General features: G+C 70.5%; 25 protein-coding genes. 7 read left to right on the top strand and 18 right to left on the bottom strand.

Annotation, left to right across the window (positions count from 1 at the left end; translation table 11 throughout):
- Window positions 1-387: 387 nt before the first annotated feature.
- Window positions 388-876: a DoxX family protein gene (locus tag BN984_RS10105; protein WP_008092204.1), complete on the top strand. Its 489-nt coding sequence runs from the start codon at window positions 388-390 to the stop codon at window positions 874-876.
- A gap of 145 nt (window positions 877-1,021) precedes the next feature.
- Here the strand turns inward: BN984_RS10105 and BN984_RS10100 are convergent, their stop codons facing one another.
- The 4 genes from BN984_RS10100 to BN984_RS10085 form a co-directional block, all read right to left on the bottom strand.
- Window positions 1,022-1,618, bottom strand: a complete 597-nt coding sequence (locus BN984_RS10100; protein WP_008092203.1) for an NUDIX hydrolase — start codon at window positions 1,616-1,618, stop codon at window positions 1,022-1,024.
- 29 nt (window positions 1,619-1,647) lie between these two features.
- On the bottom strand, window positions 1,648-2,136 hold the full coding sequence (locus BN984_RS10095; RefSeq protein WP_008092200.1) for a DUF7109 family protein: 489 nt from the start codon (window positions 2,134-2,136) through the stop codon (window positions 1,648-1,650).
- Window positions 2,133-3,239 carry a glycosyltransferase family protein gene (locus tag BN984_RS10090; protein ID WP_049968150.1) on the bottom strand — a complete coding sequence of 369 codons (1,107 nt, stop codon included), beginning with the start codon at window positions 3,237-3,239 and terminating at the stop codon, window positions 2,133-2,135. Before BN984_RS10090 ends, BN984_RS10095 begins: the two co-directional genes overlap by 4 nt.
- Before the next feature lie 92 nt (window positions 3,240-3,331).
- Window positions 3,332-4,492: an MFS transporter gene (locus tag BN984_RS10085; RefSeq protein WP_008092198.1), complete on the bottom strand. Its 1,161-nt coding sequence runs from the start codon at window positions 4,490-4,492 to the stop codon at window positions 3,332-3,334.
- A gap of 157 nt (window positions 4,493-4,649) precedes the next feature.
- Between BN984_RS10085 and BN984_RS19750 the strand changes: the two genes are divergently transcribed.
- Complete coding sequence (locus tag BN984_RS19750; protein ID WP_004972738.1) at window positions 4,650-4,820, top strand: HVO_0758 family zinc finger protein; 171 nt, start codon at window positions 4,650-4,652, stop codon at window positions 4,818-4,820.
- Between the two features lie 45 nt (window positions 4,821-4,865).
- Here the strand turns inward: BN984_RS19750 and BN984_RS10080 are convergent, their stop codons facing one another.
- The 12 genes from BN984_RS10080 to BN984_RS10025 form a co-directional block, all read right to left on the bottom strand.
- Window positions 4,866-5,957 (bottom strand): aldo/keto reductase, encoded by a 1,092-nt coding sequence (locus tag BN984_RS10080; RefSeq protein ID WP_049968149.1) that lies wholly within the window; start codon window positions 5,955-5,957, stop codon window positions 4,866-4,868.
- A gap of 66 nt (window positions 5,958-6,023) precedes the next feature.
- The gene (locus tag BN984_RS10075) at window positions 6,024-7,208 is read right to left on the bottom strand and encodes a DHH family phosphoesterase (RefSeq protein ID WP_049968148.1); all 1,185 of its coding nucleotides are present in this window, start codon (window positions 7,206-7,208) and stop codon (window positions 6,024-6,026) included.
- Window positions 7,209-7,309: 101 nt separating this feature from the next.
- Entirely contained in the window at window positions 7,310-8,206 is an 897-nt protein-coding gene (locus BN984_RS10070; RefSeq protein WP_049968147.1) for an SDR family oxidoreductase, read from the bottom strand.
- Complete coding sequence (locus BN984_RS10065; protein WP_049968146.1) at window positions 8,203-8,622, bottom strand: DUF5791 family protein; 420 nt, start codon at window positions 8,620-8,622, stop codon at window positions 8,203-8,205. Before BN984_RS10065 ends, BN984_RS10070 begins: the two co-directional genes overlap by 4 nt.
- 57 nt (window positions 8,623-8,679) lie before the next feature.
- Window positions 8,680-11,757: a DUF7286 family protein gene (locus BN984_RS10060; RefSeq protein ID WP_049968145.1), complete on the bottom strand. Its 3,078-nt coding sequence runs from the start codon at window positions 11,755-11,757 to the stop codon at window positions 8,680-8,682.
- Window positions 11,745-12,632, bottom strand: a complete 888-nt coding sequence (locus BN984_RS10055) for a DUF7284 family protein (protein WP_049968144.1) — start codon at window positions 12,630-12,632, stop codon at window positions 11,745-11,747. Before BN984_RS10055 ends, BN984_RS10060 begins: the two co-directional genes overlap by 13 nt.
- Window positions 12,629-13,021: a DUF7285 family protein gene (locus tag BN984_RS10050; RefSeq protein WP_049968143.1), complete on the bottom strand. Its 393-nt coding sequence runs from the start codon at window positions 13,019-13,021 to the stop codon at window positions 12,629-12,631. Before BN984_RS10050 ends, BN984_RS10055 begins: the two co-directional genes overlap by 4 nt.
- Window positions 12,999-13,469, bottom strand: a complete 471-nt coding sequence (locus tag BN984_RS10045) for a DUF7283 family protein (protein WP_008092184.1) — start codon at window positions 13,467-13,469, stop codon at window positions 12,999-13,001. The genes BN984_RS10050 and BN984_RS10045 overlap by 23 nt, the downstream gene beginning before the upstream one ends.
- A 90-nt stretch (window positions 13,470-13,559) precedes the next feature.
- Complete coding sequence (locus tag BN984_RS10040; RefSeq protein WP_049968142.1) at window positions 13,560-15,335, bottom strand: hypothetical protein; 1,776 nt, start codon at window positions 15,333-15,335, stop codon at window positions 13,560-13,562.
- Window positions 15,329-17,311 (bottom strand): type II/IV secretion system ATPase subunit, encoded by a 1,983-nt coding sequence (locus tag BN984_RS10035; RefSeq protein WP_049968141.1) that lies wholly within the window; start codon window positions 17,309-17,311, stop codon window positions 15,329-15,331. The genes BN984_RS10040 and BN984_RS10035 overlap by 7 nt, the downstream gene beginning before the upstream one ends.
- 32 nt (window positions 17,312-17,343) lie before the next feature.
- On the bottom strand, window positions 17,344-17,805 hold the full coding sequence (locus BN984_RS10030; RefSeq protein WP_008092177.1) for a DUF7311 family protein: 462 nt from the start codon (window positions 17,803-17,805) through the stop codon (window positions 17,344-17,346).
- Window positions 17,802-18,365, bottom strand: coding sequence for a DUF7310 family coiled-coil domain-containing protein (locus BN984_RS10025; protein ID WP_008092170.1), 564 nt, complete (start codon window positions 18,363-18,365; stop codon window positions 17,802-17,804). Before BN984_RS10025 ends, BN984_RS10030 begins: the two co-directional genes overlap by 4 nt.
- 114 nt (window positions 18,366-18,479) lie before the next feature.
- On the opposite strand from BN984_RS10025, the gene BN984_RS10020 reads away from it, so the two are divergent.
- Both BN984_RS10020 and BN984_RS10015 read left to right on the top strand, forming a co-directional pair.
- Complete coding sequence (locus BN984_RS10020; RefSeq protein ID WP_008092168.1) at window positions 18,480-19,562, top strand: tubulin/FtsZ family protein; 1,083 nt, start codon at window positions 18,480-18,482, stop codon at window positions 19,560-19,562.
- A 205-nt stretch (window positions 19,563-19,767) separates the two neighbouring features.
- Window positions 19,768-20,871 (top strand): glutamate-cysteine ligase family protein, encoded by a 1,104-nt coding sequence (locus tag BN984_RS10015; RefSeq protein ID WP_049968140.1) that lies wholly within the window; start codon window positions 19,768-19,770, stop codon window positions 20,869-20,871.
- 99 nt (window positions 20,872-20,970) lie between these two features.
- Here the strand turns inward: BN984_RS10015 and BN984_RS10010 are convergent, their stop codons facing one another.
- Window positions 20,971-22,320, bottom strand: a complete 1,350-nt coding sequence (locus BN984_RS10010) for an alkaline phosphatase family protein (protein ID WP_008092165.1) — start codon at window positions 22,318-22,320, stop codon at window positions 20,971-20,973.
- A gap of 205 nt (window positions 22,321-22,525) precedes the next feature.
- Entirely contained in the window at window positions 22,526-23,380 is an 855-nt protein-coding gene (locus BN984_RS10005; RefSeq protein ID WP_049968139.1) for a hypothetical protein, read from the bottom strand.
- Between the two features lie 144 nt (window positions 23,381-23,524).
- On the opposite strand from BN984_RS10005, the gene BN984_RS10000 reads away from it, so the two are divergent.
- Genes BN984_RS10000 through BN984_RS09990 form a run of 3 tightly spaced genes read left to right on the top strand, consistent with a single transcriptional unit; the run spans window position 23,525 to window position 26,270 of the window.
- Window positions 23,525-23,965 carry a DUF5788 family protein gene (locus BN984_RS10000; protein ID WP_008092161.1) on the top strand — a complete coding sequence of 147 codons (441 nt, stop codon included), beginning with the start codon at window positions 23,525-23,527 and terminating at the stop codon, window positions 23,963-23,965.
- On the top strand, window positions 23,962-25,710 hold the full coding sequence (gene polX / locus BN984_RS09995) for a DNA polymerase/3'-5' exonuclease PolX (protein ID WP_049968138.1): 1,749 nt from the start codon (window positions 23,962-23,964) through the stop codon (window positions 25,708-25,710). The genes BN984_RS10000 and polX overlap by 4 nt, the downstream gene beginning before the upstream one ends.
- Window positions 25,707-26,270, top strand: coding sequence for a Mut7-C RNAse domain-containing protein (locus BN984_RS09990; RefSeq protein ID WP_008092157.1), 564 nt, complete (start codon window positions 25,707-25,709; stop codon window positions 26,268-26,270). The genes polX and BN984_RS09990 overlap by 4 nt, the downstream gene beginning before the upstream one ends.
- The last annotated feature ends 15 nt before the right edge of the window (window positions 26,271-26,285 follow it).

Here is a 26,285-nt window from a genome sequence, read left to right as displayed (position 1 = left end):
CATCGTCTGTGCGACCATGTGAGAACGGATAGCGCGGAGGAGGGCAAAACCCTGTCGGTGACGGCGATGCTGGCTCTCCCGGCGTCGTTTATATACCCCGTTTCGAAGCGGCGACGAGCGGCGTCGAAGCGCGTGACGACTCGTCTCACGGCGGAATACCGATGGTTCGTCCGTCGTACCGCCACGATTGTATTCAGGACGCAATTCTAAATTCGAAGTAGTAGTCGAAACTGAATCGTGACAGCCTCAGACGCCCGTTTTCGGTGATTCCCAGTTCTATAGATTCGGAAATCGCGTCGCCGTTATATGGGGTTCGCGGCCGACGATTCAGATGTAAGGTGAACCGAGATGAGCGCTAACGCACAAATCGAGATGCTGGGGAACAGGATGGACTTCGACTACTCGCGGGGCGTCACGGGCTACGTGCTCGTGTTGACCCGCCTCATCACCGGGTACTGGTTCCTCCACGCGGGCTGGGGGAAGATAACCGGTGAAGCGTTCAACGCCGGCGGCTACCTCGCGAACGCCCCCGCCGCCTCGCCGCTGCAGGGCTTCTTCGCGTGGGCCGCCGCGACTCCGTGGCTCCTCGACCTCACGAACATCATGGTTCCGTGGGGTGAGTTCCTCATCGGCCTCGGGCTCATCGTGGGTGCACTCGTCCGGCTCGCCGCCTTCTTCGGCGGCGTCCTGATGGTGTTCTTCTACCTCGGGAACGCCGACTGGGCCCACGGCGTGGTCAACGGTGACCTGTTCGGGCTGATGATGTTCGCCATCGTCGGCACCCTCGCCGCGGGCCGCATCCTCGGCCTCGACGCCATCATCGAGAAGATGGAGTTCGTCCGCCAGCGCCCCGCGCTCAAGTACCTCCTCGGCTGAGGGGGTACTCGGGGGGGCAGAAAGGGAGTTGCCGTGGGGACGACGACACGCTGACGCTGTTTTGTTTTTCGGAACCGACTCAGACACCGCGAGCGGGCGCGCTGGGGGCAGTGAGCCGAGGAGAACGAGACGTCGAGTGGGGACGCTACACCGGGTAGTCCGCGTCGGGGTCGACCACGCGGTCGACCTCCTCGGGGGCCCGCCAGTCGGTCGTGAGTTCGAGCAGTTGCACGAGCATCCGCCCGGTCGCGCCCCAGACGGTGTAGCCGTCGACGTGGAAGAAGTGGAGTCGAATCTCGCCGTACTGCGGGTGGTCGCGGCGCTCCGACTCGTAGTTCGCGCGGTCGGTCAGGTCGTCGACCGCGAGCACCGCGATTTCGGCCACCTCGCGCTGGTCGGGTTCGTACTCGCGGTCGGGCACCGTGGCGACGAACGGGGAGACGGCGTAGTCGGTCACGGTGAGGATATCGTCGAGTCGGCCGTGGAAAGCCGCCTCCTCGGGCCGGAGCCCGATTTCCTCGTTGGACTCGCGGAGCGCGGTCGCCCGCAGGTCGGCGTCGCTCGGCTCGCGCCCGCCGCCGGGAAAACTCATCTGGCCCGGATGCTCGCCGAGGTGGTCGGCGCGCTTGGTAAACAGGATGTGCGGCCGCTCGTCGCGGAACACGACGGGGGCGATGACGGCCGCCCGCCGGCCCGCGTCGACGGTCACCGGTTCGTGTCGGGTGACGCCCGCGAGGTCCATCGTCACGATTCGTAAAGAGATGCCGAGACTTAGGCCTGCCCCTCCGCGTCCAGCGCGGCGTCGAGGCGCTCGCGAATCGACCCGACGTCGGTGTCGGCCCACGCTTCGAGGTCGTACGTCACGTCCAGCAAGCGGGCGATTTCGTCGTCGTCGCCCGTCTGCACCGCGCTCGCGGCCGCCGCGCGGAGACGGCTTTCGACCTGCGTCGCCAGTTCGTCCCGCGGCACCTCGCGGGTGGGGTAATCGAGGATGTGCGGCAGGTCCTCCGCCCGGTCGGGGAGCGTCGGAAACGCCATCGGCCCGACCGTCAGGAGTTCCGCGTCTGTCTCGTCGTCCTCGTAGGGGACGAGGTAGTAGGCGTCGACCGCGTCGGAAATCGCGCCCGAGAGGGCGTTGCCGTCGGTTTCGCGGCCCTGCTTGAACGCGAGTTCGTCCAGCGCGGTCTCCAGTTCCTCGCGGGTGAGCGCCCCGAAGAGGTCGACGACGCCAGCGAGGTCGTCGTAGGTCGCCTCGCTCATCGGCCCGCAGCCTCCCGCACGTCGTCGAGGTCGTCGCTCGCGGCGGCAAGCACCTCGTCGGGCGACAGCGACGTGTCCCGCCACGCCGGGAGCCGCGTGTCCTCGCCGGGCTTCGAGATGGCCTCGGCGTAGGTGGCGACCTGCTCGCGCTCGTCTGTCCGGTCGTAGTCGAAGCCGTTGAACGCCGCGTCGGCCGCGTACTGCTCGACCAGTCTGTTCCCGGCCTCGCGGTAGCGCTCCGCGAGCGTGTCGAACTCGACGGTTCCGCCGTGTTCCACGACAGCCCGGAGGAGCGTCCGCCCGACCGACTCGCTCATGTCCGAGAGGCCGGTCGGCCCGCTCACGGAGCGGTGGTCGTGTTCGTACTCGCCGAGGTCGACCTGCGCGCTCCGGTCGAAGCCGGCGTGGGCGAAGGCGTCCCCGAGGGTGCCGACTTCGAGGCCCCACTTCCGCGGCGACCGCATCCGCAACGCGAGGTCCGAGGTGGCCGCGAACTCCCCCGCGAGGGCGTACCGGAACGAGTCGAGATACCGGACGATGGGCGCGTTAGTCTCGTCCTCGAGCGCCCGGACGAGCGGGGCGTAAAACAGCCTGAACAGCCGGCCGTAGAGCCGCCCCTCCTCGACGCGGGCGTAGTAGCCCTTCGAGAAGTCGTGGCCGTGCGCGAGCGGGAACAGGAGCCGCGGGACGTAGCGCTCGTCGTAGGTCTTCGTGTCCGCGTCGTGGACGACGACGCGCTCCTCGCGGGCGGCGCAGCCGAGCGCGAGCCACACGTCGCGGCCCTTGCCCCGCTCGCCGTCGAGGCCGTGGGAGTCGAGGAGGTCGGCGACGCGGGGGCCGTCGCACCACAGCACGTCGAGCGGTAGGTCGTACTCGTCGAGCCAGTCGGCGAACGGGGCCACCCGGTCGGCGGGCGCACGGAGGGGGACGACGACCCGCGCCGGCGAGAGCGACTCCAGCGTCGAGAGCACCCGCTCGGCGGCGAGGCCGGCGTACTCTCGCTCCGTCATCGGCACGACCACGGCGGCGCGGTCGGTCGGGGCGTCGGGGACCGCGCCGGAGAGGTCGTGGAGCGTCGTGACCCGCTCTTGTACGTACTCCATCGTGTCGGTCGTGGGACCGGGCGAGCAAAAGTGCGGCGAGAGCCGAGCCGGCTGCCGGCTTCGCTCCGGGAGCGGACGGGCGGTCAGGGGAGTCAGTTCGGGATGCGCCCGGCGCGCTGGAAGACGATGAGGCCCGTGACGACGACCGCCAGCCCGACCGAGAACCAGAAGAACACCTCGTCGAACGCGTAGCCGAAGTCGGTCAGGGTGCCGACCACGCCCGACCCGCTGGCCTGGAATATCATCATGCCGAACGAGTACACCGAGTAGGCGCTCCCGCGGCTCTCGTCGGGCAGCGTGTCGAGCAGGTAGGCGTCGAGCGCCGGAAAGAGGCTGTGGATGACGTAGCCGACGACCGCGGTGACGACGACGAGGCCGACGAGGCTCGTCGTCACGGTCAGGACGAACACCGAGACGACGAAGGAGACGAGCACGCCGAGGATGTACGGGATGCGCGGCAGCTTGTCGGCGAGCCGCCCCGAGAGGAAGAACGCCGGCACGCCCGCGCCGAAGATGACCGTCAGCATGTTGCGCGCCGTCGTCGCCGGCAGACCCTTCGACACCATGTACAGCTCGTAGAAGTTGAACAGGCCCTGCCAGACGAAGCCGGTGAAGCCGAGAATGACGATGCCGGTGAGGATGACGCGCCACTCGCTCCGGGCCGCGCCGAGGAGGTCGCGGTCGGCCGCGCCCGCGTCGGGGAGGTCGGTCGAGCGGGCCGTGAAAAAGAGCGCGAGGGTCACGACGGCGGCCGCGAGGCCGACGCAGACGAAGACGAGTTGCCACGCCGCGGAGACGAACGGGAGCCGGGGGACGAGGTCAGGACCGACCGCGAGGACCAGCGTGACGAAGGGCGCGACGCCGACGGCCGCGAGCTGGCTGGCGGTGCCGTGGATACCCATCGCGCGGCCGACGCGGTCGGGGAACAGCTCGCTCACGAGCGGGTTGGCGGCGACGAAGTACGCGCCCGAGGCGAGACCCATCGAGACCGCGCCGACCATCAGCGTCTCGACGGTGGTCGCGCTGGCGGTCACGCCCGAGGCGACGACGAGGACGACGCCGGTCCCGAGCACCACGCGGTGTCTCGGAACGCGGGTGAGGAGCCAACCGGTCGGGACGCGGAGGACGGCGCTCCCGAGCCAGACGAGGGTGGCGACGATGCCGACGGTGGCGCGGTCGACCGCGAAGAACGTGATGAACTCCCCGAGAAGCGGTGCGAAGACGACCCGCGCGAGGTTGACGAGCAGCACCATCCCGCAGAGCGTTCCGAAGAGGCGGCCACGTGACACGGACGGAACCGCGCGCCGCGGGGTCACAACACTTTCGACTGAGCGGGGTCGTCGGCGTGTCGTGCGGGCGAAAACGGGGGTCGTCGTCGGGTTTTTATGTTCGTTGCACAAACGGACACCTATGAAGACAACGCGGAAGGGGCTTCGAGACGGGGAGTTGGAGAAGGATACCTACGGGCGACTGACCTGTTCCGAGTGCGGCGAGTCGCTGAAGAAGAAAAACGACCCGGACGAGGTGTTTTCCCTCCGCATCTGCGCCGACTGCGGACGGGAGTGGAAAGAGCTCAGATAAGACGAACCGACCGACAGCGGACGCCCGACGGGAATCGGCGGCCGCTCACTCGAACACCGAATCGAACGTCCGCGCCCCGAGGGGGTCGAACGTGCCGGCCGCGATGTTCTCCGCGACGTGTGCTACCGACGACGCACCGACGAGCGCCGCGGTCACGCCGGGCGCGCTCCGCGAGAAGTTGAGCGCCCGCTGAGCCGCCGTGTCGCCGGCGAGCACCGAGTTCACCGACGCCGGAATCTCCGCCGCGAGGTCGCCCTGCGCGAGGCTGGCGCTCGTGAAGGCGTGCAGGCCGTGTTCGTGGGCGTACCAGAGCGCGCTCATCGCCTCGCCCGCGTCGGTGTCGTGGGCCTCGACGGTGAACGCGTCGGCCATCACGACGTTGAACGGGAGCTGAATCGCTTCGAGCGAGTGCTCGTCGTTGCCGACAGTGTCGGCCGCGCGCTCGGCCCGACGGACGAGTTCTGGGAGCGACAGGTACGCGTCGTGGTCGGGCGCGACCCGGAGCGCCTCCCACGTGGCGACGCCGTAGCGGCCGATGTCGTCAGCGGCGACCCGGCGTTCGAGGACCTCGAAGGCGGCCTCGATTCGGTCGTACACCGTCTCGCGGTCGGCGACGGCCAGTTGCGTCTCGGGGTTGTGCAGGTAGTAGCAGTCGACGTGGTCCAGTCCCGTCAGGTCGAGCGACCGGTCGACCATCTCGTCGACGAACGCGGGCGCGATGGTGTGGCTGCCGTGGGCGAGTTCGTCCGGTTCGGCGAGACCGGCGTCGAGGACCGTCTCGCGGACGTACGCGCCGGGGTCGTCGGGGCGCTCGCGGTCGAAGGGGACGAACCCGGCCTTCGAGGCGACGACGACGGCGTCGCGGTCGACGTCGGCCCCGCGGACCGCGTCGCCGACGACCCGCTCGGCGCGGCTGTGGCGGTAGTTCGACGCGGTATCGACGAGGTTGACGCCATGTTCGAGCGCGGAGACGAGCGACTCGCGGTAGCGGTCGTCGACCGCGTCGGTCGGCTCGCCGAGGTAGGTTCCGATGCCGATACTGGAGACGACGCCGGGGCCGAACCGGCGGTAGAAGGTGCGGCCGAAACTGTCACCGAACCGGTCGCGGTAGGCCCACGTCGCCCGTCCTGTAGCCATGGCCGGGGCTACGGCGGCCGACGGTTAAGGGCCACCGGTCCGGGTTCGGAGAGGGCCGCCAGCGAGTCAGATATCGCCCGACAGCGCCTCGAACACGTGTTCGATGAGTTCGTCGCGGGCGATGGACTCGCCGTTGCCGCCGTCGGTGACGGCGTCGGGGCGGATTATCTGGCCGCCGCCCATCCGGGCGTGGCCGCCGGCGCTCGACCCGCGGTAGTGGTTGAGGGCGGCCTCCAGCGTCCGACCCATATGAACCCGGTCGTCGCGGGAGCGACCCGAGAGGTAGACGTTGCTCTCGCGCTCGCCGCAGACGACCGCCGCGGTGACGCCCTCGAGTTGGATGAGTTCGTCGGCCGCCTGCGGGATGGCGTCGACGTTCGAGATGGTGCCGATGTCGGCGACCGCGAAGGGACCGCGCACGTCGCGGCCGGCGATGGCCCGCGCCTTCGCCTCCAGCACCTCGCGGGAGACCTCGGGATTGGCGATGCGGTCGAGGTGGTCCTCGTTGACGCCGGGGAAGAGGAAGCCGGCGGCGTCGAAGTCGGCGGCCGAACAGCCCGCAGTGAGGTGTTTGGTGTCCGTGAGAATCCCGTAGACGAGGCCCGTCGCGACCTGCGAGGGGACGGTGTACGAGGCGTTCACCTCGCTGGCGTGCATGTCCGGCGGGACGGGTTTCGCGCCCACGTCGCGGAAGTACTCGGCGACGATGCTCGAACACGCGCCGTAGTCGGTGCGCACGTCGGTGAACATCTCACCGGTCCCGTCGCCGGGGTGGTGGTCGACGACGGCGTAGGGGAGGACGCCCTCTGCCCCCGCGAAGCCGCGAGGCGCGTTGTGATCGACGAGGACGACCGCCTCGGCGGCGAGGTCGCTCACGTGGTCGATAGGGTCTAAGTCGAGGTCGAGAACGGTACGAAACGCGCGATTTTCCTGGTGTCGAATCTGGCCGGCGAACTGGATGGTCGGTGTGGTACCGACCTGTTCTGCGAGACAGGCTACGCCGATCGCCGCGGCCATGGCGTCGGGGTCCGGGTTCGGGTGCATGAGGACGGCGACCTCGTCGACGTCCTCCAGCGCCTCGGCGAAGCGCGTGCCCATCGGCCGCTTGAAGCGAATCGCGGCGTAGACGACGAGCGAGAGGGCACCGAGCGCGACGACGAGCGCCGCCGCGATTTCGGGGTGCGCGCGCACGAACGAGTCGATAGACTCGAAGATAGCACCCGTATCGAACTGCCCCACCGGACCGAACATACACAACACGACCGGGGCCTACCGTATGAATATTCCCCCTAATCGAGTTGTCCTGATTGACAGAATTTCGGGGAGTCGAACCTGTCGCCCCCCGAATACGCTCAGTCGTCGCCGGCCCGGTAGGCGTCGATTGCCGCCCGGTAACCCTCGCGATACGTCGGATACGCGAACGAATAGCCGAGGTCGCGGAGGCGGTCGTTCGAACAGCGCTTGCTCGTCAGGATGCGGCGACGGGCGGCCTCCGAGAGGTCGCCGACGTCGAGGCGTTCTTCTTTCGTGCGCTTCTCCGGACGCGGAACGCCGCACTCGTCGGCCAGCCAGTCCGCGAACTCGTGTTTCGAGACGGGTTCGTCGTCGACGACGAGGACGGTGTCGTCGCGGGCGCGGTCGGTTTCGAGGAGGTACGCGACGACGCCCGCGGCGTCGTCCCGGTGGACCATGTTGAGGTAACCCGCGGTGACCGGGCCGTTCAGGTAGCGTTCGAGCCGGTAGCGGTCGGGGCCGTAGAGCCCGGCGAACCGGGTGACCGTTCCCTCGACTCCACGCTCGGCGGCGTACTCGCGGGCGACGCGCTCGGCCTCCGCGAGGACGCGCGTCTTGTCGGTCGTCGGGTCGAGCGGCGTCGATTCGTCGACGAAGTCGCCGCCGTGGTCGCCGTAGACGCCCGTGCTCGACGTGTAGACGAGGCGCTCTGGCGGCGAGTCGCGCGCGGCGAACTGGTCGATTGCCGTTCGGAGACCCTCGACGAAGACGGCCCGGGCGGCGTCGGCTCCGCGGCCGCCGGAACTCGCGGCGAAGACGACGTGGTCTACGTCGGGGACCGACGCCAGCGAGTCGGCGTCAGTCACGTCGGCGCGGACCGCTTCCGCACCGGTCGCTTCGACGGCGGCGAGGCCGTCGTCGGAGCGGCGGACGCCCCACACGTCGTGGTCGTCGGCGACGAGCGTGCGTGCGAGTTCGAGGCCGACGTAGCCGCAGCCGAGGATGGCGACTCTCATCGTTCGTTTCGGACGGCGATGACGTGGTGGATGGCGGCCAGTTCGTTCAGCGTGGCGGCCGTGCGGCCCTCGATTGCCTGTTGAATCTCCTGTCCGGAGAGGTCGAGGTCGACCTCGGCGGCGAGCGAGTCAACGTCGAGGATGCCGCTCGTCATGCCCATGAGGAGGTGGTCGCGGAACTCCCAGATGATGGCGTCGGCGTCGGGGTTGCCGTCGGCGAGTTCGAGAACCGCGGCGGCCTGTTCGAGCGTGAGGTCTAACACGCCGTTCGAGAGCGCGGCTTCCGAGACGCCGGCGGCCTCGGCGGCCGTCTCCGACCCGGCGGCGGCGACTGCGCGGCGAATCTCGTCCTCGTAGGCGGCTCGTAACTCGTCTGCCGAGAGGGTTCCGGGCTCCGCGGCGGCGTCGTGCAACATACACCGCGATTCGGCGTTCCGGCGGCAAAACGGTTGCCACTCGGGTCGTATTGGCGGCTACCCGTCCGCATGGCAGTCGGCCGCGACGGTGCATCCCGGTCCGCCCTGCCACCCCTCGGAGCGCTCGTCCGCGTCGCCGTCGATGTCGCCGACGCCGACGCCCGACGGAGGAACTGCGACGACGATTGTCGTCTCAGCGTCGAACGTGACGCGGTCGCCGTGGCCGACCGTCTCCCCGACGCCGTCGCCGTCCCAGTCGAGAGCGACGGTCGAGCCGTCGCGGGCGTACGTGAGGGATTCGGTGTCCCCGCGGGCGTGGACGCGGAACTGCGCGAACTCGCCGGCGACTTCCACGTCCCAGACGTTGACCGTCGCGTACCAGTAGCCGGGGACGGGCGCGACCGGCATCCCGGCGGGGACGCGCTTGAACGACGTATCGAAGCGGGAGTCGAGCGTGTCGTTCACGCGGTCGGTGACTGCCTTCTCGGTGGCGCTCATCGCCGCGTCGGTCGCCATGTCGGCGACGGCCTGCTGACGGGCGGTCCGCGTCGTCTCGACGGTCCGGTTCGTGAGCCGCTGTGAGACCGTCGTCGAGCGGTTCCGGCGGACGGTTCGGAACGCCTCGTCGAGGCGGCGTTCGAGAAGGTCGGCCTCGACGGTTCCCGCGCCGGCGGCCTCGACGGCGATTGCGCGGCCCGCGGAGCCGTTCGTCACCGCCAAGGCCCGGTGGGCCGGGTCGTCCCACTCGCCGAGCGCGCGCTCCAGAATCCGCTGGCGCTCCGTCACCGAGCGGTCGGTGTGCGCGCGCAGCACGTCCTTGGCGGCCTCTTCGGCGGGAACCGTCGACCGGTCGACCGCGATTTCGAGCCTGTCGCGCCGGTCGGCGAGCGTCTCGTTCGTGCCGTTCGTCGCCGCGAGCGTCGAGTCGGCGGCGAGGAGCGCGCGGGCCGCGACGCGGAGCGGGACGCGGCGGTTCGCGCCGAACACCGGTTCGAGGACGGTGTCGACGGCGTCGCCGTAGGGGAGCGTGAACAGGTTGGTGTTGCGGGCGACGAGCGGGTGGTAGGTGCCGCCGCGGGAGACGGTCGGCACCGCGGACCCCGAGAGGCCGCCGAGCGAGAGATACATCGGGTCCGCGTCGGGGACGAACCGAACGCCGGTTTCGTTGCCGGTTCCGTTTCCGGTTCCGTTCGCGCCGTCCGCTCGGGTCTCGCCGAGCGTCGCGCGAGCGACCTCCTCGGCGCGGACCGCCTCCGAGAGCGACCCGAGGTTCGCGTCCGTACTCGCGTCGTCGGCCGCGCCGGTCGCCGCCGCGGTCCGGTTCGCCCGGCGGTCGAGCGCCGCCAGCACGCGGTCGAGGTACGCGACGCGGACCGCGACGCGCGCCCGGTCGGAGACGCCGTCGTAGGCGGCCGGGGCACCGACGAGTTCGAGACGGTCGGCGCGGAGGTCGGACGCGAGTTCCGCGGCGGGGTTCACCTCGCCCGCGGCGACCCGCCGAGCCGACACCGTCACACTGCGGTTTTTGACGCGGTCGGCGAGCGCGACGAGGTCGGAACGAATCCAGCGGTCGAGGCCGGGAGCCATCGGTACGGTCGTCTGCTGTCGGGCGGGCGCGTCGCCGTCGGCGACGTCGCGGGCGAGGTCATCGAAGCCGCCGCGGGTCGCAACCGCGTCTTCGACCGCGTCAGCGGCCGCGGCGAAGTTCTCGCCGTCGAGCGCGCCGCCGGGTTCGACCGCCGGGTCGAGAGGTCGTTCCGGGGCGGAAACGGCGGCCGGGTCGACGACGGCCGCGAGGTCGACGCGCGTCTTCGTCTCCGTCGTTTCTTCGGTGTGGAACGTCTCGTTGCCCCGACGCCACGTCCGAGTGGTCGTCTCGCTCGTCGTCACGATTCGGGAGCCGGCGTCGACGACGACGGCATCGGCTTCGAGCGCCGGCGTTCGCGTCGCCACCGTCTCGACCGACGACGACGTCTCGGTCGCGGTGTCGACGAGTTCCCATTCGGTTCCGAGGTCGACCGGCGGGTCGTCGCTGTGGGCGATGACGGTCGCGTCGGCTTCGATTGCGGTGGTGGCGCGATGGGCGTCCGCGACCACGTCGTCGGAGGCGGGCGCGTCACCGTGGCCGTCGATGAGGCCGACCAGCGCGTGGTCGGCCGCAGAGCCGACGGAGGCGTTGATGGTCCGGTTCGTCGGAATCTCGTTCGCGACCGACTCGGCGGACGGGTTCGGTGCGGGAAGCGCGTTCGCCAGTTCGGGCGCGGCCGGAACGCCGGTCTGCGAGAGCAGGCTCCGGGCACCGGCGCGGACGGCGGCGCGCCCGGTCGCCCCGCGAGCATCGGCGTCGGTGGTTCCGAACGCCTGCTGTTCGGCGAGCAGGACGCCGGCGTTCGTCGCCAGCGCGGCGTGGTCGTTCGAGACGACGTTGTCCACGGGCGCGCCGGCGTACTGGCTCCAGCCGCGGGTCCACGCCGAGGCCCACAGCGCGGTCGTCACCGTCGCGTCGAGCGTCCCGCCGTCCAGCGCGTTCGCGTCGAGGCGGCGCTCGAAGGCCTCGGTTCGGTCGTGGAGCGCGAGGACGGGCGTCCGGACGCCGGCCGTCACGGTGACGGACTCGGCGGCGACCGTGCGACCGCCGCGAGCGACCTCGACCGAGACGTTCTCGACGGTCGCGACGAGGACGGTCCCGTTCTCGCGGCCCGAAATCGAGACGCGGTCCATCGCGTCGCGCAGACTCGACTCGTTCGTCGGTCGCGGCAGGGTCACAGTCGCGTTCACGTCGCCGCGGGCGACCGAGACGGCCCGAAGCCGCTCGCTCGCGGCGAGAGCGATGCGGAGTCTGAGGTAGTCGCGGAAGGGGCGCTCCTCCGAGAGCAGTCGCCCGGCGGTCGTATTGGCGGGCGAGATGACGGGGTTCGCCGCGGCCTCGCGCGCCGCGTTGCCGACGGCCGCGCGAACGGCGGCGTCGGCCTGTGCGGTCGCGCGGTCCATCGCGTCGTCGACGCGGCGGTCGGCAACGGGGTCGTGAGCCGAGAGCGCGCCGGAGAACGTCGCGCTCCCGACGAGGAGCAACACGCCGAGCAGGGCGAAGGGAACCCGACCGCGGTCGTCGTCGGCGAGTCTCACGCCGACCACGTCCTGACGACGATAGTGACGCGTCCGACCGAGACGGCCTCGGCGGCGGCGCGCGGGGTGTCGTACCGGGCGCGCATCGCGTCGGCGAAGCGCGGGGCCAGCGCCGCCGCGAGGTCAGCGTTGGCGGCGCGGGTCTCCTCGCGGGCGACTTCGGGCGCGACGGAGGCGTTCACCAGCGCGCCGGCTCGTTCGTACCGGTGGGTCATCAGCGTCGAAACCGGCTCGTCGCCACGGAGCGCGAGGCGGGCGAGCGCGGGCGGGAACAGCCCGGCGACGGTCCGGTTCGCAGCGACGCGAGCGACGGCGTCGAAGCCGTCGTCGCTGGCGGCCACAGCGTCTTCGCGCGCCGCGGGGAACCCGCTCGGCACGTCGAGCGTCGCGGAGTGAACCGTCGACGACGACGGCGGTTCGGGTCCGAGGGAATCGGTCGCGCGGACCGGCGCACCGGGGAACGGCGTCCACGCGACGGCGACAGAGACGCCGCGAGTCGGAAGTTCGGAGGCGGCGCGGGCGGCGGTCCGGTCCCGGAAGTCGTCGCGGGCGCGGGTCAGGCGAACGCCGTCGACGGTGACCGCACCGAGCGTCGCGCGGGCGAGGAGGCCGGCGAGGCTGCCGTGCGCGGTTCGGTCGAGTTCGCGGGCGTCGACGCCGCCAGCATCGAGGAGCGACGGGTCCGCGGCCTCGACGCCGGGGGCGAGCGAGTAGGTGACCGTGGCGGTGCTCGTCGCCAGCGACGAGGCGACCCCGTCGGCGTCGATCGCGGCGGTGTCACGGTCGATTCCGGTGTCTGCGCCGGCGTCCGCAGTGACGACGAGACCGATGCTCGCGCTCACGAGCAGCAGGCAGACGGTCACGTCGAAGACGAGGTCGGTCATCGCCACACCTCGACGCGGAGCGTCCCGAAGCCGACGCGACCGGGTTCGACGCGAACGCTGACCCGAGTCGAATCGGTGTCGGCGTCGGTAGGCGCGTCGGGGCCGACGGCGCGGCGGTCGCCGTCGACCGCGACGACGACGCGGCAGGAAAACCCGTCCGGACAGGCGTCGAACGCGTCCGAGAGCCGGGAGCTGACGACCACGCCGGAGTCGTCGGTGAGGGCGGACTCGACGTTCGACAGCGTCGCCGGCGCGAGGTCGCGTTCGGCGGTCGGCAGCGAGTCGTCGAGGACCGTCGCGTAGCCCGAAATCGCCGCGCAGACGACGAACAGCGCGGTGAGCGCGGCGACCGGCGAGGTCTGTGCCCTACGCCGAGACGACGGTGACATCGGTTCCCTCCCAGATGACGTGGCGGACGACGAGCGGTTCGCTGGCGGGCCGCCACGAGGCGTTCCGGTCGCGCGCGGTCTCTGCCGCGGCGGCGAACGCGGCGGGCGAGTCGAAGACGGCGCTCGGGGACGCGCCGGCGGCGACCGACCCGAGTCGGGAGTCGGGCGTCGCCGGTGTCACCGGGCCAAAGACGAACGCGGCGTGCGCCGCGCCGCCGTCGTTGCGGAGGCCGATTCGGTGCGAGCCGAGACGGATGGCGTCGGCGTCGAGTTCGTGTTCGGCGGTCGCGTCGTACTCGGCGACGGCCACGGCGTCGACGGCGTCGGCGACTCCCGAGGCGTCGGGCGCGGGCGTCGTCGGGAGGCCGGCGACCGCCCCGACGAGGACGGTCGCGGCCACGGAGAGCGCGGCCCACGTGTAGAGCGTATCGAGCGGTGCGTCGAGCATAGACCGGGGTGGCCCCGTCCGGGTATATAAACCTCAGCACGGGACGGCGACGGAACCGGAGCCGGTGACGAGCGTCCCGAGGACCGCGACTTAGACGAGCGTTCCCGCGGCGGCGAATGCGACTGCGAACGTCGTCGTCGCCGAGACGAGCGCGCGGCCGACCCGTGAGGCCACGAGATGGCGGTCGAGGCCGTGTTCGACGCCGACCGAGAGCGTCGTCAGGATAACCGCCGAGAGGAGGACGTACGCGCCGACGGCCAACCCGAGGTCGGCGGTCGAAAGCGGCGTCGCGACGGCCGTCTGGTCGAGCGTCTTCGCAGGGGCCATCCCGTCGGCGAGCGCGACGGTCGCACCGGCGACGAGCGGCCCGAAGACGGCGGCCGTGTTCGACAGCGTCTCCGTGACCGAGGCGAGTTCGCGGCGGGCCTCGGCGTCGAGTCGGGAGAGCGCCGAAAGTTGGTCTGCCATCGAGACGATTGCGCGACCGGCGGGGCGACCCTCGCTGGCGGCGAGGCCGAGGAGCGTCGCCACGCCCGCGACGCGGGGGCTCGGCGTCGATTCGAGAACGCCGTACTCGCCGCGGAACGACTCGACGACTCCCACGCGGAGGCGACGCTGGACGCCGACAGCCTCGTCGAGCAGGTCGCCGGTTTCGCCCGGGATGGAGGTCGCTGCACGGGCAAGCGCGGATTCGACGGCCTCGCCCTCGCCGACGGCGCGACCGACGAGGTAGAGCGCGTCGGAGAGGCCGTCTTCGACCGCGCGGACGCGGGCTCTGAGCGCCACGACCGGGCGGGCCGCGACGAAAAGCCCGGTTCCGGTCCCAAGGCCGATGGCGGCGAGCGGCGCGAGCCACGGCGCGACGAGCGCGTCGGCGGCGACGAAGCCGGTGATTCCAGCGACTGCGCCACCGGCGACGCCGAGAGCACGGTGGTCGTCGACCGCGGGGTGAGACGCGTCGACCGAGAGCGGTGCGAACGCGACCGGCCGCCGAACGAGCACCCATCCGACCGCGGCGAGGAGACAGGCGGGAAGCGCCACGTCGTAGACGAAGGCGACGTGCCCGGCGGTGACGCCGACGCCGGCGACGCGGGCGGCCGGGAGCGCGCCGACCAGCGCGAGCGGGAGCAGGACGCCGAAGGCGTAGACCGCCGTCACCGGCCCGCGGACGGAGCCGACGAAGTCGGCGAGGCGGTCGCGGGTCCCCTCGCGGACGACCTCGTGGGCCCGGTCGAGCGCCCGGTCGCGCTCGCCGGCGGGAACGTCGGCGGCGGTCTGCAGGAGCGCGGTCGAGCGGTCGAGCGCCGGGAACCACGTGCGCCACGCGTCGGCGAACTCGGAGAGCCCCGCCGTCGGTGTCCCGCGGGCGCGGTCGACGTGTGCGGCGAGCGAGGCCGAAAGCGGGTCGTCGCCGCCGTGCGCGGCGAACGCGCTGGCCCGCTCGACCGAGGGCTCGATGCGCATCCGGAGCGCGATACGGCCGACGAGTTCCGGCGCGTTCCCGAGCGCCCGCGTCCGGCGGAGCGTCGCCAGCCAGACCGGGAGCGTGTGAATCGCGTGGGCCGCACCGAGCGCGGCCGCGAGCGCGACGAAGACGACCGTGACGGCCGGGAGTCGAGCGAGATGGGCGACCAGTCCGCCGAGTAGTCCGGCGGGAAGCGACGAGCCGTAGCCCGCGGCGACGACCGTCTCGGGGGCGAGATTCGAGCCGAGAAACGCGAGCGACCGACGAAGGTCGTCGCTCGGCTCGGCGTCGATTGAGTCGGGCGAGAGCCGCGCGAGCGTCGTCGCGCCCGAGTGAAGTATCCGGGTCGAAGCGGAGTCCGCTCCCGCTCCCGTGCTCGTGGTCGTGTCCGGAGTCAGCATCCCGAACCACGCTCCGTGCGGGCGGCGGCGATGTCGTCCGGCGTCGTTCGTCCCGTGTCAGCCAGCGATTCGAGACGCGCAGCGCGAGCGTCGAGCACGTCGAGTACGTCTGCGTACGACTCGCCGGGACGGGCCACGGATTCGACCGCGAGACTGTCACCGCGCGCGACCGACCCCGTCGGTTCGAGAGTGCGTCCGTCGTGTTCGAACAGCGTCTCGAACGTCGCGTCGTCGCCGACGGGCCGGACCTCCTCGACGCGTGCGACTCGGTGGGCGTTCGCGCGCTCGCAGGTGACGACGAGGTCGGTCGCGGCGAACGACGACGCCGGGACGTCGAGGTCGGAGACGACGCGCTCGCGCACGTCGGCGGCCCCGTCACCGTGAATCGTTCCCAGGACCGCGTTGGCGCTCGCCCCGACGCGCATCGCCTCGTAGAGGACGGCGGCTTCCTCGCCCCTGACTTCGCCGAGGGCGAGCGCGCCATCACCCAGCCGGAGCGCCGCGTGAAGCGCCTCCTGTGGCGTCGGTTCGGGGCCGCCGGTCGTGTCGGTTCGGAGCGTCTGGACGTCGCGGTCGGCGTCCAACAGGCTCGACGCCGGAAGCTCCGGCGTGTCCTCGATGAGCACCGTGCGAACGTCGCGCGGGAGTTCCCACAGGAGCGAGCCGAGGAACGTCGTCTTGCCGGCCCCGCGCGACCCGGCCACGAGGACCGAGGCACCGCGTTCGACCGCGAGCGAGCAGAGCGCCGCGGCCTCGGCCGATAGCGTTCCGTTGGCGACGAGCGCGGGGAGCGTCAGCGGCGTCTCGTCGTGGCGGCGGAACGCGAAGCCGAGGCCGTCGCTGGCGGGCGCGGTCACGCCCGCGACCCGAACGGTCGCGCCGCCTGCCTCGACCACGGTATCGAGCGTCGGGTCGGCGCGGGAGAACGACGCGCCGCTCACGCGACGCAGGCGGGAGGCGAGCGACTCCGCCCCGCCGGGAGCGAGGCGGACGTTCGTCGGCATCGAGACGCCGTCGGCGACGACGCGAATCGGATTCTCGTCGGCGGGCGTCGAGACGTACACGTCCGAGACCGCGGGGTCGGAAAACAGGTCGTCGAGGACGCCGTGTCCCGCGGTGTGCTTCGCCAGTATCGCCGCGAGCGTCTCGACCGGGTCGTCCGGGTCGGCGACGAGTCTGACGGCGCGGCCCGGCGCGCGCGGGCCGGCGTCGACGGCACCGCTGGCGAGTCTGTCGTGGGCGGCTTCGAGGGTCCGCGCCGCGCGCTGGTCGAGCGTCGATTCGGGCGGCGTAAGGTGGTAGACGGGTCCGCGAGCGCTCTCGTACCGGCGGGCGACCGCGCCGGTGTCGAGGTCGGTCGCTCCGACGAGTCGCCCGTCGGTCGGCGGTCGCGGGTCGACGCGGGAGCGCGCGAGCGTCGGGCCGACGACCGCCCGGAGCGCGTCACCGTAGTCGGCGCTTCGAGACGTGCCCTCTGCGAGTCCGGTCTCGATGGCCGCGCGGCGGACCGGTCCCGCGCGACCCGTCGCCTCGTGGGCGGCCCCGAGCGGATCTTCACGGACGCGGTCGGCGAGGCGGTCGTCGCGGAAGCGGACGCGTTCTGCGAACCGGCCGGCGGCGACGAGCAGGCCGGTCGCGGCGTCGTCGTACCGTCGTTCCAGTCCGTCGGCGCGGACGACGAGTCGGTCGGCGTCGCGGGTTTCGAGCGCCTCGACGACCGCCGCGCGGCAGGCGGGTGAGGTCGGGAGCGACCCGCGGTGCGGGCAGGTTCCGGCATCGACCACGAGTGTCACGGTGTCGTCGTCGGGGCGGTCGGCGGGCGTCGAGAACGCGGTCACGCAACCGCACTCCGCGGCGGAATCGACCGACGTGCCGCGCCCACCGGTCGCGTCGGTGAGGCGGTCACCGAGCGCGTCCGGGAGCGCCGCGGCGACGGTTTCGGAGAGGGAACCGGTGGAAGAGGAGTCGAGGGGCATACGGGGGCGTGGTCTCGTCCGGGTATTTGAACCTACGCCGCCGGCGGGTCGGCCGTCGCGGGGGCGATGACGACGACCGAACCGCCCGCGTCAGCTTCGAGTGTCAGTCTGAGGCGGTGTTCGCCCGGTCCGAGGACGAGTCGGTCGCCGACGACGCGAATCCGGGGACCGCCGACGCGACGGACGACGGTTGGGCCGGCGGCGACGCTCGCCGAGAGTTTGACGCCGTCGCCGCCGCGAACCGCGAGTTCGGAGACGCCGGCGGCCCGCCACGACCCGACGGGAACGTCGAGGACGACGTGACGCCGCGCGCCCGCGACACCCGCCGGTGTCGGGTCTTCGGCGGCCGCGAGCGCCGTCGCGGCGTGCGCGATGTCGTCGGCCATCGAGCCGATTTTCACGGTCGTCGCGTCCGCCCGCGCCGCGTCGGCCGCCGGGAAGACGACGCCGGCGATGGCGACCGCGAGGAGACACGCGAGGACGACGCGAATCACAGCGCGTCGCGGAGGCGGGCGGCCAGTCCGCGGCCGGCGGCATCATTCCGGGAGTCGGTGGCACGGGTGCCGGATTTGCGCCTGGAAGTACCGCCGCGCCCGTCGGCGGGTCGTTCGGCGTGCGAGGCCGCCTCCGCGGCGAGCGTGTCGGCCGACTGCGACGGCGCGGGAGACGCCGTCTCGTCGACGAGGTCGGCTTCGAGCGATTCGGCCTTGGCGAGCGCGGCGTTCGCCCGGCGCTCGACGTCCTCGTTGACCGCGCGGACGCCGCCGAGATAGCCGCGCATCGCCTGCGTCGCGGCGTCCATCTCGTCGAGGCGCTCGGTGAGCGACCCGACCGCCGATTCGAGTTCGGAGACCCGACGCTCGACGGACGCGAGGTCCTCCAGCGACGAGAAGTCGGCGTCGCCGTCGGTGATGGTTCGCTCGACCGCGTCGAGTCGTGCGGCGAGGTCGGCAGTGCGGTCGGAGGTGTGGTCCACCGCGACCGGTTCGCGGGAAGCGGGCGTTCCGGTGTCTGTGTCACCGTCAGCGTCGAAGTGGACTGAGTCGGCTGTCATGGGGCGGTCTGGTCCCGTTATCCCTGATAAAGCTCCGGGGCCGAACGGGGTTCGACCGGCCGAACAGTTCTCCCGTGGGGAACGTTCAAGACGAGCGACGGAGTGGACTGTGGTATGAAAACCGTCCTGATTGGTGTGGGCCAAGCGGGTGGGAAGCTCACCACCGCACTCCAGTCGTTCGACCGACAGATGGGGTTCGGCGCGGTACTCGACGCCGTCGCGGTGAACACCGCGAAAGCGGACCTCCAGCCGCTTCCGGTCGAGACCGTGCTCATCGGCCAAGACCGCGTCAACGGTCACGGCGTCGGCGGCGACAACGAACTCGGAGCCGAGGTCATGGAGTCGGACCAGACCGAGGTCATGTCCGCCCTCGACGGCCGCGTCACGGCCGAAGCGGAGTCGATTTTCGTCGTCGCCGGACTCGGCGGCGGCTCCGGTTCCGGCGGCGCGCCCGTCCTCACGAAGGCACTTCGCCGCGTCTACGACGTGCCGGTGTACGTCCTCGGAATCCTGCCCGGACAAGACGAAGGAGCGATGTATCAGGTGAACGCCGGCCGCTCGCTCAAGACCATCGCCCGCGAGTCCGACGCCGTCCTCCTCGTCGACAACGACGCCTTCCGCTCCTCCGGCGAGTCGATGAGCGAGGGCTACGACGCCATCAACGACGCCATCGCCCGGCGGGTCGGCCTGCTCTTGGCGGCCGGCGAGGCGACCGAGGGCGTCGGCGAGAGCGTCGTCGACACCTCCGAGGTCATCAACACCCTTCGTTCCGGGGGCATCGCCGCGCTCGGCTACGCGAGCGCCGAGGCCTCCCCCGACGCCGAGGATAACATCAACACCGTCATGAGCACGACCCGCCGCGCCGTCCTGACGGGAACGAGCCTGCCGGACGCGAGCGACGCGGACTCCGCGCTCGTCATCGTCGCCGGCGAACCCGACACCATCCCGCGGAAGGGCGTCGAGCGAGCGCGCCGCTGGGTCGAAGAGGAGACCGGCAGCTTGCAGGTCCGCGGCGGCGACTTCCCGCTGGAGAGCGGCCGTCTCGCGTCGCTCGTCCTCCTCGGCGGCGTCGAGCGCTCCGAGCGGGTCGAGTCGTTCATGGAACGCGCCCGCGAGGCCATCGACCAGGCGAAGACCGAGACGCGAGAGGACCCCAAAGAGATGTGGCACAACGACGACCTCGACGACCTGCTGTGATGACGACCGGCCACTGACGCGACCAACGACCACATAATTCCACTTTTTCAAGACGTTCGTCCACCGAATGACAGACTTCTCTCCCCGATCTGCGAATGACTTTTCCGTCATGCCCCCAATCCGTGCTATGCGTTAACAATAATTTGGAGTGAGTGGAACGAAACGATGAGCGTAGGAGCCGTCTCGGCGCGACGCCGGGGTCGCCATGTCTGAGTCGACGGTCGACCCGCTCCGGCGAAGTGTCGAAGTCGAGTACTGGGTCACCGACGGCGACGGGTCGCTCACCGACCCGGGCGAACTCGTCGACGCCTCGCCGGGGGCCGAACGGGAGTTCGTCGAGCCGGTGTTGGAGGTGAAGACGACACCGTGCGACTCGGCGGCCGAGTTGCGCGAGGAGCTGTACGAGCGGCTCGGCGACGTCCTCTCGCGGGCGGAGGAAGTCGGAAAGCGACTCGTCCCGCTCGCCACGCCGATTAGCACCGAGACGGTGACGGAGCGTCAGAGCGACCGAACCCGCATCCAGAACCGCGTCATCGGGTCGAACTTCCAGTACGCGCGACACTGCGTGGGGACGCACGTCCACGTCGAACAGCGCCCCGGCCGCGAAATCGACCAGTACAACGCGCTCGTGGCGCTGGACCCCGCGCTGGCGCTGGTGAACTCCTCGCCGTACTACGACGGGCGGCGGTTGGCGGCGGGCGCACGGTCGAAGCTGTACCGTCGGATGGCCTACGACGACGTGCCCCACCAAGGCCGGCTGTGGCGCTACGCCGACGACACGCGGGAGTGGTCGCGCCGCCTCGAACGCCGGTTCGAGGAGTTCGTCGTGCGCGCCGAGGAGGAGGGCGTCGACCGGGCGACCATCGAGGCGAACTTCGACCCGGAGAGCGCGGTCTGGACGCCGGTGCAACTCAGAGCCGAGTTCGGCACGGTCGAGTGGCGCTCGCCGGACTGCGCACTCCCGAGCGACGTACTCAGGCTGGCGAACAGCGTCGCGGACGTGGTGAACCGCCTCGACGACGCGGAACTCAGAATCGAGGGTGACAGGGGGCGCGTGACGGACGACCGGGTCGTCCTCCCCGAGTTCGACGCGGTTCTCGGCTACGTCGACGCCGCCATCGAGGACGGCCTCGACTCCGAGGCGGTGCGGTCGTACCTCGACCGGATGGGGTTCGATGTGGACGCGTACAGCCCTGTGTCGCACGAGGTAGCCGACCGCGAGACGGTCACGGCCGCCGAGGCGCGGGAGGTGCGACTGGCCCACGCCGACCGTCTCGACCGGGACGTGTGGAGCGCGGTCCGGCAGTAAGTCGTCGCGGGCGTCTCCTCAGGGGACTGGGGGCGTCACGCGGCGCTCGCGCGGGCGGACGCGACTGCGAAAAACGGAACCGGAAGCCGAAGCGGTCGCTTACTGCTGAATGAGGCTCGCGCCGTCGAGTTCAGTGCGGCTGTACTCGATGTCCATGAGGTCGAGGATGGTCGGCGCGATGTCGTAGAGGTCGGCGTCCTCGATGACCGCACCGGGGTCGTCGACGTAGAGCGTCGCGTTGTCGAACGAGTGCATGCCGTTGCGGGGGCCGACGCCGAACACGTCGTCGTGGCCTTTGAACCCGGACTTCAGGTCGAAGCCGTGGTTCGGGATGACGACGAGGTCGGGGGCGATGTCGTCGTGGTCGCCGCGGAAGGCGTCTTCCTTGACGACGACGCGGTCTGCGACCTTGTTGCCGTCGGGGCCTTCGAGGGCTTCGAGTTCGGCCTTGAGCTCGTCGCGGACGTCCTCGTACTCCGACTGCGGGACCGATCCGCGGGGCTCGCGCCCTTCGAGGTTGATGAAGAACCGACCGGGGATGAGCGAGTACGCCTTCGAGTCCTCGTCGATGTCCGAAAGCGAGTCGTGGTCGTCGTCCTCGTAGGAGAGCCAGCCGTTCTCCTCGAGCCACGTGTTGCAGTGGACCTCGTAGTCGAGGGAGGTAAAGCCGTGGTCGGACGCGACGATGAGCGTCACGTCCTCGGGGAGGGCGTCGCGGATGCGGCCGAGGTAGTCGTCGACGGTGCGGTAGAACTCCATGAAGGCGTCCTTGTTCTTCCCGTCGCGCTCGTAGTCCTTGAACAGGAAGTGGTTGACGCGGTCGGTCGTCATGAAGACGCCGAAAAAGAGGTCCCAGTCGTCCTGATCGATGTAGCGCTCGAACGCCTCGTAGCGCCGGTCGAGCGTCTTGCGGGCGTCCTCCATGAACGCGGTCTTGTCCTCGTCGTGACCGAGCTTCGCGTTCACGTCGATCTTGTAGTTCATCTCGGAGAGCGCGTCGCGGAAGTCGTCGGGGTAGGCGGCCTTGTCGACGCCGGGCGAAAGGAAGCCCGAGACCATGCGCTGGACGTTGCGCTGGGGCGGGAACGTCACGGGGACGTTCATCACGGTGGCCTTGCGGCCGGCGTCGGTGACGCGGTCCCAGACGCGGGTGGCCTGCACGTCCCGACCCATCGGGACGTAGGTGTCGTAGGAGCCGACCTCACGGTCCTGGAAGCCGTAGACGCCGGTCTCGCCGGGGTTGACGCCGGTCGTGAGCGCCGGCCAACACGCCGAGGACTCGGGCGGGACGATGCTGTCGATGTCGCCCGCCGAGCCCGCGTCGGCCAGCGCCGCGAAGTTGGGGAACTCGTCGGGGTGCTCAGAGAGGAGAGTGAACGGAACCCCGTCGATGCCGATGAAGGCGACGCGGGGGTGGTCTTTGCCGCGGAGTCGGTCGAACAAACCCATACCTCACGGTATCCAAGAGAACCATAAGAAGGTTCGTCTCTCCGCCGGAGTTTGCGACGAGAGACGACGGATACGGAGCCGCTGTCGGAGAAAGCGGCGAATCTCACCGGGCGAGACGGGGCGCTAACACCGCCGACGACGTGTCAAACTCGAATCAGGCTATCTCGACCGGCCGGACAGCGCGCGTGCGGGACGTCCGCGCAGCCTAGACCCGCGGCTGTCCGGGCATCGAGAACGGGCGCTCCTGAGCGACAGCGGTCCGGCCGCTGACCCGAAGTTCGCTCGCGACGACGAACGCCAGCCCCCACACGACGAGCGCGACGGCCCACATCGTCCCCACGCTGGACACCTGCGTCGGGAAGACGAGTGAGACCGCGCCGAAGTAGACGGCGAGGCCGCCGGTCAGCCACGCGACGAAGCGGTGTCCGGGCGCGCCCGCGGCCGCGACGAGACCGAGCAAGAGGAGTCCGATTGCCATCGTCGTCATCTCCATGTAGTGGCCGGCGACGGCGTGAATGTCGCCGGTCGCTTGCAGACCGAACTGGTTGACTGCGAACGCGAGCACCGGGAGCGCCGCGACCGCGACGAGGCCGAGGAGCGCCGGACTGTAGTCGTCGCCGACCGAGATGACGTCCCGTCCCGCGGGGTGGAACAGTCCCATCAGGCCGGTGAGCACGAAGAAGGGAACGACCTCCTCGACCGGCCCGCCGCCGACGATAGTGCCGACGAGGACGAGCGTCGTCACGGCGAAGGCGACCTGCATGAGCGCGACCCGCTTCAGCGGGCGGTACAGTTGGCTCGCCACGCCGAGGATGATTATCCAGACGTTCGCCGCGATGACCATCAGGTGCAGGCGGTGTTCGGCGAGCACGTCGCCACCCGCACCCCAGCCGACGATGGCGAACGAAAGCAGTTCGCTGATGAAGACTGCCGCCATCCCCAGCGTCACGACCGCGAGCAAGTAAAAGGCGTACAGCCGAGCCTGACCGAACGTGGTCGACGAGTCCGCGGCGGCGTCCGGAGCGTCGTTACTACTGTGTGATTTGGTGTCAATTGACATGGTCCAGCAGAGAGTACGACGGCCGAGAGAATAACCGTTATTCGGGGGTTTCGGACCTGTTTCTCCGCCGGACGCTCAGTTTGCCGTGGGGGTTACGCCGGGTCGGGCGAAGGAGCGAAGTGCCGCGCGGGACAACGACCGGACGTGAAGGAGTTCGAGCGTAAACAGCTCTTGGAGCGCGTCAATCGGGAGGGTGCGACCGTCGGCACGCAGATTCCCGACCGCATCGAGGTCCAAGGCGAGGAGATAGACCTCAGAGAGTTCGTCTTCGAGATAAAGCGCCGCGACACCATTCCGTCGGGCGAGCGGGAGCGCGTCGACCAGGCGAAGCGGAACCTCCGCCGCGAGCGCCTCGAACGGCTCCAGCGAATCGAGGACAACGAGGTGAGCTACGACGAGGGTCGGCGGCTGGTCGAGGACATCGTCGGCATCGACCGGGCGCTGAACGCCCTCGAACAGCTTCGGCCGGTCGACCTCGAACAGGAAGAGACCCTCCAGAACGCCGCGGACCAGAAGCGCTGGATGAACTTCCTGAAGAAGGCGCTGGGCCGCGACGGCGGCAAGGGCAAACGGGGCGGCCGATGAGCCGAAACGACGAGATAGCGAGCCTGCTGGAGGAGTTCGCCGACCTGCTGGAGGCGAAGGACGTGGCCTACAAGCCGTCGAGCTACCGCCGCGCCGCCGAGAACGTCCGCGAGCATCCGAAGCCCGTCGAGGAACTCGCCGCGGAGGGCGAAGACGCGGTCCAAGAGATAGACCGCGTCGGCGACGCCATCGCCTCGAAAATCGTCGAGTACGTCGAGACGGGCCGCATCGAGGAATTGGAGGAGCTCCGCGCGGACCTCCCGGTTGACATGGCTGGGCTGACGAGCGTCGAGGGCGTCGGCCCGAAGACGGTCGGCAAACTGTACGAGGCACTCGGCGTCGCCGACCTCGACGACCTCGAAGCGGCCGCCCGCGACGGCAAGATACAGGAGGTCAAGGGGTTCGGCGCGAAGACCGAGGCGAACATCCTCGACGGCATCGAGTTCGCCCGCGAAGCGACCGGCCGCGAACTGCTGGGGAAGGCGCGACCCGTCGCCGACGACCTGCTCGCGTACCTCGGCGGCCACGACGCCGTCGGGAGGGTCGAACCCGCGGGGTCGATGCGGCGGTGGCGCGAGACGGTCGGCGACATCGACGTGCTCGCTGAGAGCGCCGACGCCGAGGCGGTCATCGACCGCTTCCTCGCGTGGGACCTCGTCGGCGACACCATCGAGGCGGGCGAGCAGAAGGCGAGCGTCCGGGTGAACGGGATGCGGGTCGACCTCCGCGTCGTCGACCCCGCGGAGTACGGCGCGGCGCTCCAGTATTTCACCGGGAGCAAGGACCACAACGTCCACCTCCGCAACATCGCCATCGACCGCGGCCTCAAGATGAACGAGTACGGGATGTTCGACATCTCCGACGTGGACGACTCCGATGACGGCCCGCGGGCCGGAGCCCGCGTCGCCGGCGACACCGAGGAGTCGATGTACGCCGCGCTCGACCTCCCGCTCGTCCCGCCGGAGATGCGCGAGGACACCGGCGAAATCGAGCGCGCCGCCGACGGCGACCTGCCCGACCTCGTCGCGGAGGGCGACCTCCGCGGCGACCTCCACACCCACACCGACTGGTCCGACGGCGACAACACGGTCGCGGAGATGGTCGCGGCCGCCGAGGAACGCGGGTACGACTACCACGCCGTCACCGACCACGCCACCGGCCCCGGCATGGTCGGCGGCGTCGGCGTCGAGGACGACGACCTGCTCGACCAGATTGACGAGGTCCGTGCCGTCGCCGACGACGCCGACATCGCGGTGTTCACCGGCGTCGAGGCCAACATCGACGCCGAGGGCGGCATCTCCGTCGCCGACGACGTGCTTGACCAACTCGACGTAGTGGTCGCCTCGCCCCACAGCGCGCTCGACCAGGACCGCGAGACGGCCACCGAACGGCTCGTCACCGCGATGGAGCACCCCGGGGTGGACATTCTCGGCCACCCGACCGGCCGGCTCATCAATCAGCGCCCCGGCCTGCCCCTCGACTACGAGCGACTCGCCGAGGCCGCCGTCGAAAACGGAGTCGCGCTCGAACTCAACGCCAGCCCGTACCGCCTCGACCTGAACGGCGAGGCGCTCAAAATCGCCGTCGAGGCGGGTGCAACGGTCGTCATCGACACCGACGCCCACCGACCGGCCGAACTCGACCACGCCCGCTACGGGGTCCACACGGCCCGCCGCGGCTGGGTCGAGACCGCGGACGTGTTGAACGCGCGGTCGGTCGAGGGACTGTCCGACTTCCTCGAGTGACCGACGACATCGGGTCAGACCACCCCGGCACGGTCGCCTCGGGCGTCGATAGGGCGGCACCCGGCGACACCGCGCTCCTCTTGGACGTGATGCTCGGCAAACTCGCCACCTACCTGCGGATGTGCGGCTACGACGCCGAATATGCGCTCGACAGCGAGGACGAGGCGGGTGATTCTGAAGGTAACCGCGACCCCCGAACCGACCCCGGCGACGACAGCCTGCTCGCACGAGCGGACGCCGAGAGGCGTGTTCTTCTCACACGCGACGTGCGACTGGCCGAGCGAGCCTCCCGGAGCGTCCTCCTCGCCGAACGGGAACCAATCGCGCAACTCCGCGAACTCGAATCGGTCGGCTTCGCGGTTTCGCTGGACGAGGAGCCGTCGCGGTGCGGCGCCTGTAACGGCCGCGTGGAGGCCGTCGGCCGCGACGAACCGGTCCCCGACTACGCGCCCGACCCGAAGGAGACGGCGCTGTGGCGGTGTCGCGACTGCGGGCAGGTGTTCTGGTGCGGGAGCCACTGGCGCGACGTGGAAGCGAGATTGGACGGCGGAGAACAGTAAGCGGTACGCAGTCGT

Origin of the sequence: Haloferax prahovense (assembly GCF_000723845.1) — an archaeon.
Taxonomy (GTDB): Archaea; Halobacteriota; Halobacteria; order Halobacteriales; family Haloferacaceae; genus Haloferax; species Haloferax prahovense.
This window is presented reverse-complemented; position numbering and strand designations above follow the sequence as displayed.

Excerpts from the sequence above, each read along its gene's own strand:
- BN984_RS10025 (WP_008092170.1), bottom strand. The coding sequence starts at position 18,365 with ATGACAGCCGACTCAGTCCACTTCGACGCTGACGGTGACACAGACACC.
- BN984_RS10035 (WP_049968141.1), bottom strand. The coding sequence starts at position 17,311 with ATGCCCCTCGACTCCTCTTCCACCGGTTCCCTCTCCGAAACCGTCGCC.
- BN984_RS10050 (WP_049968143.1), bottom strand. The coding sequence starts at position 13,021 with ATGTCACCGTCGTCTCGGCGTAGGGCACAGACCTCGCCGGTCGCCGCG.
- BN984_RS10100 (WP_008092203.1), bottom strand. The coding sequence starts at position 1,618 with ATGGACCTCGCGGGCGTCACCCGACACGAACCGGTGACCGTCGACGCG.
- BN984_RS10005 (WP_049968139.1), bottom strand. The coding sequence starts at position 23,380 with ATGTCAATTGACACCAAATCACACAGTAGTAACGACGCTCCGGACGCC.
- BN984_RS10105 (WP_008092204.1), top strand. The coding sequence starts at position 388 with ATGGACTTCGACTACTCGCGGGGCGTCACGGGCTACGTGCTCGTGTTG.
- BN984_RS10095 (WP_008092200.1), bottom strand. The coding sequence starts at position 2,136 with ATGAGCGAGGCGACCTACGACGACCTCGCTGGCGTCGTCGACCTCTTC.
- BN984_RS10010 (WP_008092165.1), bottom strand. The coding sequence starts at position 22,320 with ATGGGTTTGTTCGACCGACTCCGCGGCAAAGACCACCCCCGCGTCGCC.
- BN984_RS10040 (WP_049968142.1), bottom strand. The coding sequence starts at position 15,335 with ATGCTGACTCCGGACACGACCACGAGCACGGGAGCGGGAGCGGACTCC.
- BN984_RS10090 (WP_049968150.1), bottom strand. The coding sequence starts at position 3,239 with ATGGAGTACGTACAAGAGCGGGTCACGACGCTCCACGACCTCTCCGGC.
- BN984_RS10070 (WP_049968147.1), bottom strand. The coding sequence starts at position 8,206 with ATGAGAGTCGCCATCCTCGGCTGCGGCTACGTCGGCCTCGAACTCGCA.
- BN984_RS10065 (WP_049968146.1), bottom strand. The coding sequence starts at position 8,622 with ATGTTGCACGACGCCGCCGCGGAGCCCGGAACCCTCTCGGCAGACGAG.
- BN984_RS10085 (WP_008092198.1), bottom strand. The coding sequence starts at position 4,492 with ATGGTGCTGCTCGTCAACCTCGCGCGGGTCGTCTTCGCACCGCTTCTC.
- BN984_RS10045 (WP_008092184.1), bottom strand. The coding sequence starts at position 13,469 with ATGCTCGACGCACCGCTCGATACGCTCTACACGTGGGCCGCGCTCTCC.
- BN984_RS10020 (WP_008092168.1), top strand. The coding sequence starts at position 18,480 with ATGAAAACCGTCCTGATTGGTGTGGGCCAAGCGGGTGGGAAGCTCACC.
- BN984_RS10080 (WP_049968149.1), bottom strand. The coding sequence starts at position 5,957 with ATGGCTACAGGACGGGCGACGTGGGCCTACCGCGACCGGTTCGGTGAC.
- BN984_RS10055 (WP_049968144.1), bottom strand. The coding sequence starts at position 12,632 with ATGACCGACCTCGTCTTCGACGTGACCGTCTGCCTGCTGCTCGTGAGC.
- BN984_RS10075 (WP_049968148.1), bottom strand. The coding sequence starts at position 7,208 with ATGTTCGGTCCGGTGGGGCAGTTCGATACGGGTGCTATCTTCGAGTCT.
- polX (WP_049968138.1), top strand. The coding sequence starts at position 23,962 with ATGAGCCGAAACGACGAGATAGCGAGCCTGCTGGAGGAGTTCGCCGAC.
- BN984_RS19750 (WP_004972738.1), top strand. The coding sequence starts at position 4,650 with ATGAAGACAACGCGGAAGGGGCTTCGAGACGGGGAGTTGGAGAAGGAT.
- BN984_RS10015 (WP_049968140.1), top strand. The coding sequence starts at position 19,768 with ATGTCTGAGTCGACGGTCGACCCGCTCCGGCGAAGTGTCGAAGTCGAG.